This window comes from Streptomyces sp. NPDC005878 (assembly GCF_040629815.1).
Lineage (GTDB): Bacteria > Actinomycetota > Actinomycetes > Streptomycetales > Streptomycetaceae > Streptomyces.
In genome coordinates this window covers 444,257-460,177 of sequence record NZ_JBEXWK010000002.1, presented here as the reverse complement: position 1 = coordinate 460,177, position 15,921 = coordinate 444,257, and the positions used below count along the sequence as shown (strand labels likewise).

Annotated in this window: 8 protein-coding genes; 3 read left to right on the top strand and 5 right to left on the bottom strand. The window is 74.2% G+C overall.

Translation table 11 applies throughout. The features are described from left to right. Nucleotides 1-13: 13 nt before the first annotated feature. Nucleotides 14-7,240, bottom strand: coding sequence for an SDR family NAD(P)-dependent oxidoreductase (locus tag ABZ404_RS06035; RefSeq protein WP_358990166.1), 7,227 nt, complete (start codon nt 7,238-7,240; stop codon nt 14-16). 811 nt (nt 7,241-8,051) lie between these two features. Between ABZ404_RS06035 and ABZ404_RS06030 the strand changes: the two genes are divergently transcribed. Together ABZ404_RS06030 and ABZ404_RS06025 are read left to right on the top strand one after the other, a co-directional pair. Continuing rightward, complete coding sequence (locus ABZ404_RS06030) at nt 8,052-9,311, top strand: DUF6801 domain-containing protein (protein WP_358837780.1); 1,260 nt, start codon at nt 8,052-8,054, stop codon at nt 9,309-9,311. An 83-nt stretch (nt 9,312-9,394) separates the two neighbouring features. Further along, nucleotides 9,395-10,375 (top strand): DUF916 domain-containing protein, encoded by a 981-nt coding sequence (locus tag ABZ404_RS06025; RefSeq protein ID WP_358837002.1) that lies wholly within the window; start codon nt 9,395-9,397, stop codon nt 10,373-10,375. Between the two features lie 160 nt (nt 10,376-10,535). Here the strand turns inward: ABZ404_RS06025 and ABZ404_RS06020 are convergent, their stop codons facing one another. Continuing rightward, entirely contained in the window at nt 10,536-11,582 is a 1,047-nt protein-coding gene (locus tag ABZ404_RS06020; RefSeq protein ID WP_358837001.1) for a DUF6801 domain-containing protein, read from the bottom strand. Between the two features lie 263 nt (nt 11,583-11,845). On the opposite strand from ABZ404_RS06020, the gene ABZ404_RS06015 reads away from it, so the two are divergent. Beyond that, on the top strand, nt 11,846-13,258 hold the full coding sequence (locus ABZ404_RS06015) for a DUF6801 domain-containing protein (protein WP_358837000.1): 1,413 nt from the start codon (nt 11,846-11,848) through the stop codon (nt 13,256-13,258). On the opposite strand, the gene ABZ404_RS06010 is transcribed toward ABZ404_RS06015, so the two are convergent. The 3 genes from ABZ404_RS06010 to ABZ404_RS06000 are packed head-to-tail and all read right to left on the bottom strand — an operon-like array spanning nt 13,230 to nt 15,917. Further along, a complete protein-coding gene (locus tag ABZ404_RS06010) occupies nt 13,230-14,471 on the bottom strand; it encodes an HTTM domain-containing protein (protein ID WP_358836999.1) in 1,242 nt (413 codons plus the stop codon). The genes ABZ404_RS06015 and ABZ404_RS06010 overlap by 29 nt on opposite strands. Further along, complete coding sequence (locus ABZ404_RS06005) at nt 14,468-15,349, bottom strand: DUF5819 family protein (RefSeq protein WP_358836998.1); 882 nt, start codon at nt 15,347-15,349, stop codon at nt 14,468-14,470. Before ABZ404_RS06005 ends, ABZ404_RS06010 begins: the two co-directional genes overlap by 4 nt. Continuing rightward, complete coding sequence (locus ABZ404_RS06000; RefSeq protein WP_358836997.1) at nt 15,339-15,917, bottom strand: hypothetical protein; 579 nt, start codon at nt 15,915-15,917, stop codon at nt 15,339-15,341. Before ABZ404_RS06000 ends, ABZ404_RS06005 begins: the two co-directional genes overlap by 11 nt. Nucleotides 15,918-15,921: the final 4 nt, after the last annotated feature.

Below are 15,921 nucleotides of genomic sequence, written 5' to 3'. Positions count from 1 at the left end.
CTGTTCGGCCATGTCACCAGCCCGATGCCGTGTAGACGACGGAGGTGGCCGACGCGTCGCCCCAGGCCAGCTCCCGCAGCAGGGCGAGCGCCCCCTCCTCGCGGTCGATGAGGGCGACCCCGCGCCGGGCGTACTCCCGCGCGAGGTGCCGGGTGACCATGCCGCCGTGCTCCGCCGACGGCGCCCACGGCCCCCAGTGCACGGTCAGCGCCCGCCGTCCGGTGCGCCGCGCCCACCGCTCGCCGAGGACCGCGAGCGCGTCGTTGGCGGCGGCGTAGTCGCCCTGTCCCCGGTTGCCGAGTACGGCGGAGACGCTGCCGAACAGCACCGCCGTCCGGGGGCCGTGCGCGAGCTGGGACGCGGCGTCGAGCAGCGCGCGGGCGCCGTCCACCTTCGTGGCGTACACCCGCCGGAACGACTCGGGGTCCTTCTCCTCGATGAGCCGGTCCTCGATGACGCCCGCCGCGTACACCACCAGGTCGACGCGCCCGTGCTCGGCCTGGATCTCCTTGACGGCCTGGGCCACGGCCGCGCCGTCGCGCATGTCGGCGACGCGGTACGCGGCCGGGCTGCCGAGCCACTCCAGCCGGTCCAGGGTGCGGGCGACCTCGCGGGCCGCCAGCACGTTCCCGGCCTCGCGGGCGATCGCCGCGGGGGTCAGGTCGCCGCGGGCGGCCAGCAGCGCCCGCAGCGCGGTCGCGTCGGCGGCGCCCGCGAGCTCCGGGTCCTCGGGTCCGGCGGGGAGCGGGGTCCTGCCGAGGAGTTCGATCCGGCAGCGGGAGGCGGCCGCGAGCGTCAGCGCGACATCCGCGGTGATGCCGCGTGCGCCCCCCGCGAGCAGGACGACGCTGTCACGGCCGAGCCCGAGGGCCGCCGCTTCGGCGGCCCCGTCCCCGGCGGGCCCCGCCCCCGTCCGTGCCAGGGCGCCGAGGGGCCTCTCCACGAGGGTGTGGCCGTACCGCCCGGCGGCGGTGCGCGCGACGACGGGGGCGCGGTCCTCGGCGTACAGCTCGGCCAGCAGGAAGTCGGCCCGCCGCGCGGCCGTTTCGGCCGGGTCGAGGTCGACGACCCGGGCGATGACGTCGTCGTACTCGCGCCCGATGGTCCGGAACAGGCCGGGCAGCCCGGCCCCCGTCTCCTCGCCGGCGCCGGGCGCGGTCCTGCCGCAGATCAGCACGCGCGGCCGCAGGCGCAGGGCGGCGCGGACGACCTCGAAGGCCCCGGGGAGCAGCGGCGGACCGCCGTCGGAGGGGGCCGCGGGGACGACGGCGCCCAGGTGGAAGACCCCGTCGAGAGGGCCGTCGGCGGCGTCGAGCCGCCGGTCCGTGTCGTGACCGACGACCTCGGCGCCCCGCTCCACCAGCCGGGCCGCCAGCTCCTCGGCGGTCGCCCCGCCCCCGAGCAGGGCGAAGCGCCTGCCCCTGAGGGAGGCGTCCGGTGGGGTGGACGGCAGGGCGAGGGGGGTCTCCTCCAGGAGGAAGCGGCGCGGGGGCACACCTTGGATGGGCTCGGGTTCGGGTTCGGGTTCAGGTGCGGGTGCGCGTACCGGTACGGGTCGGGCTTCGGCCGGGGTGGCGGGCACGGGCGTCGGGGCGGGGGCGTGGGCGGGCGCGGCGGGCGCGGGCGTCGAGGCGGGCGCGTCTGCGGAACCCCGCGCCGCCTCGGACGGCGTCTCGTGCCCGGCGATCCACGCCGTGATCGCGGCGACCGTCCGGGCCCGGGACAGCTCCTCCATCTCGGCGTCGTCGAAGGTGCGGGTCCCGGCGAGGTGGCGGGCCAGCTCGCCGACGATCTCGGTGCGTTTGATGGAGTCGATGCTCAGGTCCGCTTCGAGGTCGAGGTCGGGTTCGATCATGTCGACCGGGTAGCCGGTGCGTTCGCTGATGACGGTGAGCACGGCCTGCTCGACGTCCACGACCACCGGACGCGGCTCCTCCACCGACGCGGTCTCCTCGGCCACGGCCACGGCCACGGCCACGGGTGCGGCTGCCTGCGTGACGGCTTCCGTACGAGGTGGAACGGGCGGCGGGGACGCGGCGCGGCCCGTCGCCCCCAAGTGGGTGAGCAGGACGTCCCGTTGGGCCGCGACCAGCTCGCGCGTGGTGCGCAGGAAGTCCGCGATGAGTTCGTGCTGTGCGTCGCCGTCTCGCGTCACCGTGCTCGTCTCCAGACTGACCCGTCGGGCCGGTCGCAGGGCTCCGGGCAGCAGGTCGCCGGACCGGGTGCGCACGAGCTGGCCGTCCACGGTCCAGCCGGGCGGTTCGGGCCGCTCCGTCACCGCGCCCCGGCCGTGGAGGAGCCGCCCGGCGTGTACCGGCACACCGGCGACCGCGAGCCGGGCCAGCGACTCCAGCAGTCCGCGCAGCCCGGCGCCGGGCCGGGGCTCGCAGGCGACCGCCACGTGCGGCCGGTCGCCCAGGATCCGGCCGACCAGACCGGTGAGCACGGTGCCCGGGCCGGCCTCGACGAAGATCCGCGCCCCCGCCGCGTACATCGCCTCGACCTGCTCGGCGAAGCGCACCGGGGAGCCGATCTGCGCGGCCAGTTCGGCGCGTACACCGCCGGGCGCGGCCGGATAGGCGGCGGCCGTCCGGTTGGCCCACACCGGGAACTCCGGCGCCCTGACGGTGTGCCGGGCCAGGGCCGGGGCGAACCGTTCGCCCGCGCCCGCGACCAGCGGGCTGTGGAAGGCGCAGGCGACCGGGATGCGCCGGACGTCGTGTCCGGCGCTCCGGAAGTGCTCCATCGCCTCGTCGACCAGGGCGGTCGGGCCGGAGACGATGGTCTGGCGCGGGCCGTTGCGGTTGGCGGCCACGACCCGGCCCTCCAGCCCGGCCGCCGCGAGGACGCGCTCCACGTCGGCGGGGGCGGCGGTGACCGCGGCCATGGTGCCGGGGTCGTCCCCGAGCGAGCCGAGGATGGCCTCGGCCCGGCGGGAGCTGAGATCGAGCAGCGCGTCCGGGGCCAGGGCCCCGGCGGCGGCGAGGGCCACCAGCTCGCCGTAGGAGTGTCCGGCCGCCATGTCGGGGCGTACACCGACGGACTCCAATACGCGACTGACCGTCAACCCGACGGCGCCGAGGGCGGGTTGGGCCATGCGCGTGTCCTTGAGCGCCTCCTGCTGCCGCGCGGCCGCGTCCGGGCCGAAGGCCCGCGGCGGATAGAGCGCGGAGACGTACGCCCCGCCCTGCCGCACCGGCTGCGCGGCCTCGGGAAAGGCGACCAGTAGCTCGGCGAGCATGCCGGGGCGCTGACTGCCCTGCCCGGGGAAGAGGAAGGCGACTTTGGGGACCGCGCCACCAGGGGCTTCGGGAGCGGCACCGCCGGGGGCTCGAGGGTCGGCACCGCCGAATTCGAGGGCGACGCCACCGGTGGCTTCGGGCGCGATGCCACGGGCTCGGCTATCGGCGCCGCCGCCGGCTTCGGAGGCGCCGCCGCCGGGGGCTTGGGGATCGGCACCACCGAGGGCTTCGGGGACGGCACCACCGAGGGCTTCGGGATCGGCGCCGCCGAAGCCCTGGGCGCCGGGGGCGACGCCACCGGACGCTTCGGGAGCGGCACCGCCGACGGGTTCAAGGGCGCCGCCCTCAGGGGCTCCGGGAGCGCCGCCCCCAAGCGTGTCGTGGCTGTCGGTCGGGGGCGTGGCCGCCAGGTACACCCCCCGGCCCCGCTCCCCCGCCGCCGCCTTCCGCAGCAGCCCGCGCAGGTCCTCCACACTCTCCGCCACCACCGCGATCCGCACCGCGCCCGGCCGGCTCGCGGCGCGCCGGGCCGCTGTCAGCGCCACGTCCCGCAGCCTCGGTCCGGCGCCCGGTGCGTCCGGTTGCCCCAGCTCGCCCAGCAGCCACTCCGCCTCTCGTCCGGCCGCCGCCGTGTCCGTGCCGCGGAACAGGAACAGTTCGGCCGGCCACGTCTCGTACCCCCGCTCCGGGGGCGCGGTCTCGGCGTGGGCGGTGAGCACCGCGTGGAAGTTGGTGCCGCCGAAGCCGAACGCGCTCACCCCGGCGATCCGTTCGGCCGCCGGGGCCGCCCACGGCCGGGCCTCGGCGTGAAAGGCGAAGGGGCTGGTCCCGGGCGACCAGGCGGCGTTCGGCTCCTTCAGGTGGAGGGTCGGCGGGGTGATGCCGGTGTGCAGGGCCATCGCCGCCTTGATCAGGCCCGCCAGGCCCGCCGCGCACTTGGTGTGGCCCAGCTGGGACTTGACGGAGCCGAGGACGCAGCCGCCGGGCGCCGCGCCCGCCTCGGTGAACACCTCCGTCAGCGTGGCGAGTTCGGTGCGGTCGCCCACCACGGTCCCGGTGCCGTGCGCCTCGACCAGGCCGACCCGGGCGGGCGAGATCCCGGCCGCCCGGTAGGCCCGTTCCAGCGCGGCCCGCTGGCCTTCGGGCCGGGGCGCGGTGAGTCCGAGGGAGCGGCCGTCGCTCGCGCTGCCGACGCCCTTGACCACGGCGTACACGCGGTCGCCGTCCCGCTCGGCGTCGGCCAGCCGCTTCAGCACGACGCACGCCACGCCCTCGCCGAGCACGGTGCCGTCGGCGGAGGCGTCGAACGTACGGGAGCGGCCGCTCGGGGAGAGGGCGCGGACGGAGGAGAAGAGCAGGTAGTCGTTGATGCCGTTGTGCAGGTCGGCGCCGCCGCAGAGCACCATCTCGCTGGTGCCGGAGGCGAGTTCCTTGCAGGCCACGTCCAGCGCGGCGAGCGAGGAGGCGCAGGCCGCGTCGACGGTGTAGTTGGCGCCGCCGAGGTCGAGGCGGTTGGCGATGCGGCCCGCGATGACGTTGGCGAGCATGCCGGGGAAGGAGTCCTCGGTGAGCTGGGGCAACTGCTCCTCGACGGCGGGCGGTATCTCCCCGAGGTAGGCGGGCAGGACCGTGCGCAGGGTGGTGGCGCCGGACAGGTCGCTGCCGGACTCCGCGCCGAAGACCACGGACGTACGGGAGCGGTCGAAGGGCCGGCCGCCGTACCCGGCGTCGTTGAGGGCCCGCCGCGCGGCTTCGAGGGCGAGGAGCTGTACGGGTTCGATGCTGCCGAGCGAGGCGGGCGGGATGCCGTAGGCGAACGGGTCGAAGGGGATCGGCGGCAGGAAGCCTCCCCACCGGGACGCGGTGGTGTTCGGGCGCTCGCCGGTGGGGTCGTGGTAGATCTCCTGGTCCCAGCGGTCGGCGGGGACCTCGGTGACCGCGTCGCGGCCGCCGACGACGTTCGCCCAGTAGGTGGCGAGGTCGGGGGCCTGCGGGAACATGCAGGCCATGCCCACGACGGCGATGTCCAGCGGCCGCGCGGCGGGCTCCTCGGCCGCCATCCCGGCCGCCTCCCCGGCCGGGCGCGGTGTGCCGCGCAGCTCGGCCGCCCGCCGCTCGGCGAAGGCGGCGGCGCCCCGGCTCACGGCGTCGTGCAGAGCGCCCACGGTGGTGGCCGCCGAGCGCAGCACGGCCACCTCCCCGGCCATGAACATCCCCGCGTCGAGCTGGCGTTGCTCGGAGACGGGCCTGAGTTCCGTCCCGTCGCGCTCGACGCCCTTGCTGGCGATCCGCAGCCGCCCGATGTTCAGCCGCTCCAGCTCCTCCCAGGCCCGGCGGTCGGGGGTGCCGTCGGCGCGCAGGCGGGCGCGGGCGGCCGCGTAGTCGGCGGTGTACGGGCTGGCGACACAGCGGGTGGCGTGGCCCGGGGCGCTCTCCAGGAGCGCGGTGGCCCCGGCGGCGATCACCTGGCGCTGGAAGACGGGCTGGATCGCGCCGCACGCGACCGCCTCGGCCGTGAAGAGGTAGGCGGTCCCCATCAGGACGCCGACCGCGACCCCGCGCGCCGCGAGCGGGGCGGTGAGCGCGGCGGCCATGGCCGAGGAGCGCTCGTCGTGGATGCCGCCCGCGAGCAGCACCTGGAAGTCGCCCGCGGCGCCGGGTGCGCGCGCCACGTACTCCTCGACCGCCGCGAGTTGCGCCTCCCAGAGCGGAAAGCTGTTGCGCGGCCCGACGTGTCCGCCGCATTCGGCGCCTTCGAAGACAAACTTACGCATGCCCATGTCAATGAACTGGTTGAGCAGCGTCGCCGACGGCACGTGCAGGAACGTCCGGATGCCGGCCGCTTCCAGGTCGGCCGCCTGGGAGGGGCGGCCCCCGGCGATGATGGCGTGGGTGGGCCGGACGGCCCGCACGGCGGCCAGTTGCTCCGCCCGCAGGCGGCTGTCGGTGAAGCCGAGGATGCCCACGCCCCAGGGCCGTTCGCCCAGTTCGTCGCGGGTGCGTTCGAGGAGGGCGCGGCTCTGCTCGCCGTCGGAGAGGGCGAGCGCCAGCATCGGCAGCGCCCCCTCACGCGCCACGGCCGCCGCGAAGGCCGCCCGGTCGCTGACCCGGGTCATGGGGCCCTGCACGACCGGCAGCCGGGTGCCGAGCGCCCGCGCCAGGGGGGAGCCGGCCGCCAGGGTCCGGGCCGCGGCCGGATCGGTGGCGGCGGCGAGGATCGCCTCGCGCACCCCGCGTACGGCACCGGCCACAGTGCCCCACCGGTCCGCGAACACGGCGGCGAGGAACCCGTCCTGCCCCACGGGCAGGTGCAGACCGGTGCGGGCGTTGCGCAGCGCCCGCACCCCGTCCACGACGGTCGTCTCGGACCCGTCCATCGTCCGCAGCGCGGCGGCCGCCTCGTCCGTGATCCCGGACTCCGCGAGCAGCGCCAGCTGGGTGTCGAGGACGACCCCGGCCGCGCCGCCCGCCACGGCGGCCGCCGCCGTACGCGGGCCGACACCCCCGCAGGCCCATACGGGCAGCTCGTACGCCGGGTCGGCGAGCAGCGCCTGGAGCAGGACGAAGGTGCCCAGTTCACCGCCGCGGCCCCCGCACTCGCTGCCCCGCGCCACCAGACCGTACGCGCCGTCGGCCGCGGCCCGGCGCGCCTCGTCGCGGTCGCCGGCCTCGGCCAGTACCCGGGTCGGCGCGCCCAGTTGGGCGATCTTCCAGTCGGCGCCGGGGGCGAGCAGCACCACGGGCGGCAGGGCGCCGCCGCACTCCTCGGCCACCTCCTCGGGCGTCAGCGCGCAGGAGGGCCCGACCCGGACGCCGAAGGCGCCGGACGTCCAGCGGTGTGCGCTCGCGAGGGCTTCTCTGGCCCGGCGGTCGCCCGTCCCGAGATCCAGCACTCCGAGGCCGCCCGCCCGGCGGACCGCGGCGACCGGACGCGGGTCGGGGACGCCCAACGGGCTCACTCCGATGACAAGTTCAGGGTTCGGCGCTACGGGCGTCATGAACACTCCGAATCAGACCGATGGTGCCGCGAGGGGGGTGACGGCAGCGGAGAGCGCGGGGGCGGCGGGGCCGCCGGACGGCCGGGGGGTGGGCCGTCCGACGGTTCCGGGCCGCCGGTGGAGCTCGTGCCACTGCCGGGAGGTGCGCTGATACGGGGACGTGCGCTGGTGCCGGAGTTCTTGCCGCTGCCGGGAGTTGCGGTGGTGCGGGGTCGCACGGTGGGGCGGGGACGCACGGTGGGGCGGGGACGCGCGAAGGCGCCCCGGGGCGATGAGGGCAGGCGTGGTCTCTTGCGGGCCGACACGCTCGGCTGCCGTTCGGCCGGGGCCGACCATACCGACCGGGCGGAGCGGCTGCCAGGGCGCCTCACGCCCCGCCGCGCCGTCCTCGGCCGTCCCGGCTTCCCCATGGGCTCCACCTTCCCTGACATTCCGTCATATCTGACGTGCCGTCATATTGCAATCACGCCGAGGCCGCAACGGCCCTCGCCGGACACCCCTACGGGGCGGCAGCGCGGAGTACGGACAGACCCCCCGCCGACCTCCGGGATTCCGGAATGCCGTTTTTCCATTCACCCTTCCTTCCAGTTCTCTTCCGGCCATATTCCAGAATGTGTCATGCGGGTGAGCATGTGTGCCGCAGAGACAAGAAAGGGCATGGCCGTACTCACCGCGGTGACAAGAAACGGGAATGACCGGAACCCTGGACAGCCTTGCATATCCGGCGCCTTGACCGTCTCCCTACTCGCAAGTAGTTTACGCATCCGAAACGCGGAACTTCCCTGTCCGTACAACACACAAGAGGTACCTCATGGGAGCTCGGCAAAGGAAGTCCGGGGCGCGAACCGCCCTGGCCGTCACCGCCGTCGGCGGTGTCGTCGCGGGATTTCTCGGCTTCGCGGGAGCCGGGGCCGCGCAAGCCGCACCGGCGAAACTCGTCCAGCAGTACGAGTGCGTATTCCCGCTGATCGGCAACGACCCGATCGAGGCCACCATCACGGCCGAGATCCCGACCGAGATCGAGGCGGGCACGCCGTCCCCGGCATTCGCGGTCAACGCGGCCACGAAGGTCAGTTCGCGGGCGGCGCAGGGCCTCGGTCTGGTCGGCGGCAAGACGCTCGAAGGCATGGCGAGGGCGAGCGTCACGGTATACACGCCGGACGGCCCGCTCTCCGGAATCGGGGTGGAGAACACGGTCGAGAAGACCGGCATTCCGAGCCCGCCGGCCGACTTCACGGTCAACGCCAAGGGCAGCGCCCCCTCGCTCACCTTCAACACCCCGGGTGACGCGCGGATCGAGGTGGACGGGATCGGTCTGCACGACATGATCGTGCGCGACGCCAACGGCAAGCCGATCCAGCTGGTCACGGGCAAGGACACGTTCGACGCGCCGTGCACGCTGAAGTCGACGCAGAAGGTCCTCGCGAGCTTCAAGGTCGTGCCGAAGAACCCCACCAACCCCACGAACCCGACCGACCCCACGAACCCAACGAACCCAACGAACCCCACCAACCCCACCAACCCCACCAACCCCACCAACCCCACCAACCCCACGAATCCCACCAACCCGACGGACCCGACCAACCCAACCGACCCCACCGCGCCCTCGGGTTCGACCGCCCAGCAGAACCTGAGCACCCAGGTGAAAGCCGCGGCCGGCACGCTCTCCATGAGCCAGCCCGGTGACAACGTGGCCCTGTCCGCCGTGGACCAGGGCGTGGGCGGCGTCTCCAGCGGCAACCTCCAGACCGTCACCGTCAAGGACGAGCGCAACGGCGCCAGCGGCTGGTCGCTGACCGGCAAGGTCACCGACTTCACCGGTACGGCCGGTTCGATCACGGCCGACAAGCTGCGCTGGAAGCCCTCGTGCGTCTCCGCGCCGGGCTCCAAGAGCAACTGCGTGGCCGGGACCGAGGGCCCCGTCGGCACCGTGGGCGCCACCCTGGCCGGAGCGCCCGACGGCCCCGCCACGGGCGGCCGGTTCACCGTGGACAGCGCGCTCTCGCTCGACATCCCCGCGACGACCGCCGCAGGCGACTACAAGGCCGTGCTCACCCTCACCCTGACGTGAGTCGCGCCTCCCCCGGGCCGGTCGCACCCAGCGACCGGCCCACTTCCGTCCCCGTTTGCTTCCGGCCCCATGAGGGGAACCGTATGAGCCACCGCAGCACTCCTCGGCGCCCGGCGCCGCTCCTCGTCGTCCTCGGGCTGCTCGCGCTCTTCGCCGCGCTGCCCGCGCCGTCCGCGCACGCCGCCGACAACGGCCGCTGGTCGGTGTTCCCGGTGCGCCGGGGCGCGCCCGAAGCCCCGGCCCGTGCGTACTTCCGGATGGCCGCCGACCGGGGAGCCACCGTCCGCGACAAGGTCACGATCAAGAACCTCGACGCCCGGACGGCAACCTTCCAGTTGTACGGGACGGACGGTTACAACACCCCGCGCGACGGCGGTTTCGCCGTACGGAACAAGGCCGAGCGGATGACCGGCGTCGGGGCCTGGACGCGCCTGGACCGTACCGAGGTGACCGTTCCCGGCGGTGGTCAGGTCACCGTCCCGTTCACGCTCACCGTGCCCGCGGGCGCCGAGCCCGGCGACCACCCGGGGGCGATCGTCGCCCTGGACACCCGGCTGGGCCGCTCCGACGGGAACGGCGTCGCGGTCCAGCAGGCCGTCGGCGCCCGCGTCTATCTGAAGGTGAACGGCGCCCGTGTACGCGGGCTGCGGATCGACGACGTGCGCTTCCGCTACTCCGCTCCGCTGGTGCCGGGGACCGGCCGCGCCGCGACCATCTCGTACGCGCTGGTGAACAGCGGGAACGTGATGCTCTCGCCACAGGTGACCCTGCGCGCGAAGGGGGTGTTCGGACATACCGCCTTCGAACCGCCGGGCCGGCGGCTGCCCGCCGAACTGCTGCCGGGCCAGCGCGTCGAAGTGACCCAGAAGTGGGTCGGTCCACCCCTCGTGGACTGGGGGAACGTCGAGGTGACGGCCGCCGACACGACGGGCGACCTGGTCGAGAGCGCCGAGGTCGGCTACGCCACGGTGAACTGGACGGTCGTCGCCCTCGCCGGGCTCGTCCTGGCCGGTGCGGCGGTGTGGCTGGTGCTGCGACGGCGTGCGGCGGCCCGGGCGGAGTGAGCGGGGCCGGGCCGGTCGGTCCGGGCCGGGCCGAGCCGGGCCGGAAGCTGTCCCAGCCGACGGCGCGCACGGCCTTACGCGCAGGGCCGTACGTGCGGGGCCTCACGCGCAGGCCGTACGCATAGGGGCCGTACGCGACGCGGCCGTGCGCGCGGACCGCTCACGCGGCGGTGTCGTCGCTCTCGCCGCGGATGCGGCGCGGTGCGTAGTGGAAGGCCACGATGCCCGCCGCGCCGAGCACTCCGGCCCCGGTGAGCAGCCAACCCGCGGTGGCGGCACCGGTGCCCGCGAGGCTTCCGCCGCCGCCGCGGGGGCCGTTGACGTGGGTGACCAGGCCGGTGCCGCCGGAGGCGCCGGTCGTGTCGCCGGCCGTCCCCGGTGGCGGGACGGACGCGCCGCCCGGACCGCCTGCTGTCGCGGTGGGGCCCGCGGTGCCGCCGGGGCCGGTGGGGCTGGGGCCGGTCGGGGTCGGACCGGTCGGGGTCGGTCCGGCCGTCGCGGAGCCGGTCGGGGAGGGGCCGGTGGGGGTGGGGGTGCCCGGGTCGGAGGGCGTGGGGCCCGTGGGGTCGGCGCCGGTGATGGTGAACCGGTGCAGCGTCTTGTTCTGGTCGGCCGGCTTGAGCGTGCACGGCGCTTCGAACACGTCCCCGTAGGGCGGCAGCCGGACGACCCTGCCCGCCGCGTCCCGGGCCGTCAGCTTCAGCGTGAGGGCGTTGACGTCGATGGTGGCCGCGCCGGGCCTGCGGAAGGAGAGGGAGGGGGCCGTGCCGGATGCCTTGACCGCGAAGTCCCTGGGCGGACTGGGGATGTCGGCCTTCGCCACGGTGGTGTCCACGCCGACGTCGAGCTGGTCGCCGCCCGGCAGGTTCACCGTGGCACTGGCCAGGGCGACGCCCTCCACGCTCTTCGCCCCCACGAGCCCGAGGCCCTGGGCCGCCCGTGAGCTCACCGTCGACAGCGCGTCGATCCGTATCGCGCCCGTCTGGGTGTTCACCGGGACCGTGGCGGGCAGTTCGGCGGTGATCGCCACGGTGAGCGGATCCGCCCCGATCAGCGGAAACGCGCACGTGTACGTCTGCGAGAGCCGCGCCTCCACGGCCGCCGCGCCGCCCGCGCCGTACGAGAGGAGCGCGCCGCCCGCCAGCGCGAGGGCCGCCGGAGCGCCGAACGCGTATTTCACCGTGGACCTGCTTTTGGGGACTCCCATACTCCCAGGAAAGTACGGAGTCGGGGAAGTGCGGTCAACGGCCCTTTCACGCCCGTTCCCCCTGCGCCCGAATCGCGTCCGAATCACGTCCGTACGCAGGGAAGAACACGCACCGGACAACGAAAAAAGACCACCCGATTCATCAGGCTCTGCCAATTAGCAATTCACGGTCGCCGGGTACCGATTTTCACCTTGACCCCCACCTTACCGCTCAGTAGTTTCCGGTCCGGAAACGATGGTTTCACCACTGCGAGAGGCAACTCATGAGAATGCAGAGGAAGCGGACCAAGGGGACACTGTCCACGCTGGCCGTCACCGCGGCCATCGGTGTGGTCGCCACCACGGTGTCGGTCACCGCGGCGGGGACGGCGACGGCGGCACCCGCCCAGCTGGTGCAGGACTACTCCTGCGTCTTCCCCCTGATCGGCGCCGATCCGATCAAGATCACCATCACGGCCGACATCCCGTCCGAGATCCCGAAGGGCCAGGCGACCCCGGCCTTCGAAATCGACGCGAACACGTTGGTGAGCTCCCGGGCCGCGCAGGGCCTCGGACTGGTCGGCGCCAGGACCCTGGAGGGCAAGGCGACCGCCGACGTCACGGTGAACACCCCGTCCGGACCGCTCTCCGGGATCAAGGTCGAGAACGACGTGGCCAAGGGCAACATCCCCAGCCCGCCCGCGGACTTCGCGGTCATGGCCACCGGCCACGCGCCCTCGCTGACCTTCGACCGGACCGGCGACGGCAGCATCGACGTCAACAACATCTCGCTGCACGACATGATCGCGCGGGACGCCAACGGCAAGCCGGTGCAACTGGTCACGGGCAAGGACACGTTCGACGCGGCATGCACCCTGACGTCGACGGACAAGACGCTGCACCGCTTCAAGGTCGTGGAGAACGACCCCACGAACCCGACCAACCCAACAGATCCCACGAACCCGACCAACCCCACGGATCCCACGAACCCGACTGACCCAACCAACCCGACCGACCCAACCAACCCAACGAACCCCACCAACCCGACAGATCCCACCAGCCCCACCAACCCGACGAACCCAACCGATCCGACCAACCCCACGAACCCGACCAACCCCACTGACCCGACCAACCCGACCAACCCGACCAACCCCACGAACCCCACCAACCCGACGAACCCCAACCCGCCCGTCCACCTGAGCTACGGCCTCACCGGTAGCTCGACCATCAAGGCCGCGAACGGGACCGCCGCGCTGGCCGGGGGGATCGAGGCGGACTTCGACCTCGCCTCGGGCACGTACAACGCCGATCTGACGCTGAACCCGACCTCCGGGAAGTTCTCGATCCTCGGGTTCCTCCCGGCGACCGCGAAGATCGAGTTCCAGCAGGTGGGCCGGACGAACGGCACGCTCAACACCGCCGGTGACCTCACCACCAGGTCCAGCATGTACGTGAAGCTCCCGGAGATAGCCGTCTTCGGCATCCCGCTGGGCGGCGGCGCGGACTGCAAGAGCGGCACCCCCGCCGACGTCAACCTCGCCTCGGACGGCAGGTTCGACCCGTTGAGCGGCGGCAAGCTCAAGGGCACCTACACCCTGCCCCCGCTGAAGAGCTGCGGGATGCTCAACGACGTCCTGAGCGCCTTCACCTCGGGTCCCGGCAACACAATCAGCATGACGCTCGCCAAGAAGGGGTGACCGCCTCCCTTTCCTCCGAGCGGGCCGCCAGGCCGGCCTCCGCGCCCCGGGCGTCGGGGGCCGGCCGTCTGTCACGCGTCAGGCGCCGCCGCAGCGCGCCCGCCCGCTCCCCCGCCGCCACCAGGAACCCGGTCGGCAGGAACACCAGGTCGGCCGCGATCATCGAGAGGGAGAAGTACGGCAGTCCGAGCAGCAGCCCGATGCCGATGTGCTCGGCGAACAGCAGCGCCAGCAGCACGTTCTTGACCCGCCGGTCGAGCAGGCTGAACGGGAACGCGACCTGGACGAGCACGGTTCCGTACGTCAGGGCGAGGACGGTCAGGGCGTGCGAGGAGAGGGCGTGGGAGAGCGCGGGGTACGGCTCCAGCCAGTCCAGCCCGGCCGACCAGTACACGGCGGTCCCGTCCTGCCAGGGCGCGCCCTGGATCTTGTACCAGCCGGCCGACGCGTACAGCAGGCACAGCTGGATCATCATCATCGCCACCGCGCCGTTGTGCAGCAGATGGCCGATCAGCTCCAGGGTGCGACGCGCTCCCGGGCGGCCGCGCACCCCGCGCCACACCGCCTGGCCCGCCCAGCAGCCCCACAGCAGCAGCGCCCAGCCGCCGCCGAGCAGCCCCGGGAGCGTCGCCCAGAGGAGGACCAGGCCGCAGCCCGCCCACAACGCCACGCCCGTACGGTCCCGGTCGTCCGGGTCCGGGCTCGGGCCGGGGCCCGGGACGCGTTCGCGTCGGCGTGCGTCCAGCGACCACACCTGGGCGCACCGGGTGAAGACGAGGTAGACGGCGGTGATGCGGAAGATGGTGTCGCCCGCGTTGAGCACGTTCTCGTTGCGGTGGTCGAGGGAGAGGACGGCGACGAGGAAGAGCAGGGAGGTGGTCCGGGTGCGCCAGCCGAGCAGGAGCGCCACCGCGACGGCCGCCGAGAGCAGGTAGAACACCTCGAACCACAGCGCGCTCCCGGACCAGCGCAGCACGCTGAACCCATGGCTCCGGTCGAGCGCGTGCTCCGCGAGGCGCCAGCTCCACGGGGCGTCCGGCCCCCAGATCCGCCGGCGCCGCCAGAACTCGTGGACGAGCAGCAGCAGCCAGATCCCGGCCAGGCCGATGCGTACGGCCGCGCTCTGGTGGGCCCACACGCGCGGGTCGCACGCCCGCCCCAGCATTCGGTCGAGCGTCGACTCCGCCTTTCCGGCGGCCGGTTGAGGTCTCATGACGTACGTCCCTCGGCGAAGTCGGCGGCGCCCACCGGCCACCACGGGTAGACGCGCACCACCGGGGCGGTGCGGGGGGCGTGTGTCTTCCAGGGCGGGGGCGGGACGGTGGTGTCGGTCGAGCGGAACTGGATCCGCTCCAGGTGCGCGCCCGGCGGGGTGGCGGGCATCCGGGACAGGGCGAGGCGCTTGAGGTACTGCTCGCTGTCGAGTCCGGCCAGGCCGATGGGCCGCTGTTGGGGGTCGTGCGAGGCGAGCATCTTCGTCCAGGCGGTGGCGAGTTGCTGGCGGATGCGGCTGGGCAGGGGGTTGCCGCGCAGCTCGGCGAGGTCCCGCGCGGTCAGGTCCCGCCAGGGGCCGGTGCGGGTCGTGCCGTCCGCCTCGCGCAGTTCGACGCGGGCGGCGACCGCCGTCATGGTGCGGGTGATGTCGGGCGCGAAGAGCTGCCAGCTCTGGGAGAACTCGGGCGCCATGTACGCGTTGACCGTGTCACCGATGGCGTCGGTGGCCGCGTTGCGGGGGGCGAGGTGCAGGAAGGTGGCACCGGTGTGCACGAGGAGCCCGACGGCGACGGCCCCCGCCGCGACGAGGACGGCGAGCCGCTGCCCCGACGACAGATCCCGCAGACTCTCGCGCGGGTCGGGGCCGAGGCGGTCGGGTTCGAGGTGCTCGGGGCCGAGGCGTTCGGGGTCAAGGCGCTCGCGTCGGAGGTGCTCAGGTTCGAGGTGCTCAGGTTCGAGGTGCTCAGGTTCGAGGTGCTCGGGGTGGAGGCGCTCAGGTCCGAGGCCCTCGGTACCGCCGCGCGCGGACCCGGGACGGTCGCCCCCGGAGCGCTCGGCCCCGGAGCGTCCCGTACCGCCGTCCGTTTCATGAACCATCGCGCGTCCCCTCCCCGCCCCCGGCCGCCTTGACGGCCGCCGTGCAGTCCGGGTTGTCGTCGAACGCCTTCCTCAGCTTCGGGTCGGTCCGGAGGTCGTCGGCGGGCCCCTTGTAGGCGTTCACCGCCTGCAGGGACGAACCCGCCGCGTCCAGCGCCGACTTCAGCGACCTCTCGTCCGTGACCCTGGCCCGGGAGAGCGTGGTCACCGCGGCGCCCACCGACGTACGCGCCCGGTCCAGCCGGGCGAGGGCCGTGTCCAGCGTGCTCGCGCCACCGTCGACCGGTGGCGCTCCGTCCTTCTGGAGGTCCGCGCGCAGCGCCCCGAGCCGCTGGGACAGCGCGGTGAGGAAGGTGACCATCTGGTCCTTGGCCCGTACCGGTTGCGTCCGGTCGACCGTGGGCACCGCGAGTCCGGCCCCGCTGTCGGCAAGGTGTGCGCAGACGCCCCCCGCCCAGTCCACCTCCGGCGGCGGCTGCGCCGAGGAGCCGCACGCGGTGGCCGGCAGGGTGACGGCGGCGAGCAGCGCGAGGCGCGCCGCCGCCCGCTTCAGCTGTCGGGGGAACACGGCT